The 1,263-nt window shown below is 65.1% G+C and carries 1 protein-coding gene; it reads left to right on the top strand.

Annotated elements, in window-relative coordinates; all coding sequences use genetic code 11:
* Nucleotides 1-8 precede the first annotated feature (8 nt).
* On the top strand, nucleotides 9-1,253 hold the full coding sequence (locus BW982_RS17375; protein WP_076495499.1) for an IS30 family transposase: 1,245 nt from the start codon (nucleotides 9-11) through the stop codon (nucleotides 1,251-1,253).
* Nucleotides 1,254-1,263 lie beyond the last annotated feature (10 nt).

The raw sequence follows: 1,263 nt of genomic DNA, 5'->3' as shown, positions 1-1,263 counted from the left end.
CAGCGGGCGTGTCGGGGCCGGTCGGGTTCCGCTGGTTTCGCCACGCTGGCGGCGTGAACCCGTGTTTGCCACCGACCGTCTCCGGTCGTTACCTGTCCTTCGCCGATCGCGAGAACATCGCGTTGCTTCGAGCCCGAGGCGCTGGCGTCCGCGAGATCGCTCGCCAGATCGGTCGTGACCCGTCGACGATCTCGCGGGAGCTTCTGCGCAATGCATCGACGCGGACCTACAACCTCGACTACAAGGCCAGCGTTGCCCAGTGGCACGCCGAACGTCGCGCACGTCGACCGAAGGTCGCCAAGCTGGCCACCAACGAGCGACTGCGCGACTACGTGCAGCAACGCCTTTCAGGCGAGGTCCGCGGTCCCGATGGCAGCACAATCCTTGGTCCGTCGGTGCCCAAGTGGAACGGCAAAGGCAAGCCGCACCGCGCCGACCGGCGCTGGGTCCAGGGCTGGAGCCCGCAACAGATCGCCAACCGGCTGAAGGCCGACTTCCCCGATGATGAGTCCATGCGGATCAGCCACGAGGCGATCTACCAGGCGCTCTACGTGCAAAGTCGCGGTGCGCTGAAGCGTGAGTTGGTCGCTTGCCTGCGCACTGGCCGGGCTCTGCGCGTCCCGCGGGCTCGGTCGAAGCAGAAAGCCTGGGCACACGTCACCCCAGACGTGCTGATCAGCGAACGGCCCGCCGAAGTCGAAGACCGCGCGGTCCCAGGCCACTGGGAAGGCGACCTCCTCATCGGGCTGGAACGGTCAGCGATCGGCACGCTGGTCGAACGCACGACACGGTTCACGATGCTGATCCACCTGCCCCGTGAAGAGGGCTACCGACACAAACACACCGTCAAGAACGGCCCGGCCCTGGCCGGCTACGGCGCGATCACGATGAAGAACGCACTCGCGGCGAAGATCACCACGCTGCCCGAACAGCTGCGACGGTCGCTGACCTGGGACCGCGGCAAGGAGATGTCGGCTCACGCGCAGTTCCAGATCGAGACCGGAGTGCCGGTGTTCTTCGCCGACCCGAACAGCCCCTGGCAACGTGGAACGAACGAAAACACCAACGGGCTGCTGCGCCAATACTTCCCGAAAGGAACCGACCTATCCCGATGGTCAGCTGAAGAGCTCGAGGCTGTCGCCAGAACCCTGAACAACAGGCCGCGCGAGACACTCGGGTGGAAGACTCCAGCAGAAGCCCTCAACGAGCAGATAGAGTCCATCGAACAAGCTGGTGTTGCGACGATCGATTGAGACCGGTCTG

Origin of the sequence: Microbacterium sp. RURRCA19A (assembly GCF_900156455.1) — a bacterium.
Taxonomy (GTDB): domain Bacteria; phylum Actinomycetota; class Actinomycetes; order Actinomycetales; family Microbacteriaceae; genus Microbacterium.
The sequence above is the reverse complement of the archived record's forward strand: the minus strand, read 5'-3'. Positions and strand labels throughout refer to the sequence as shown.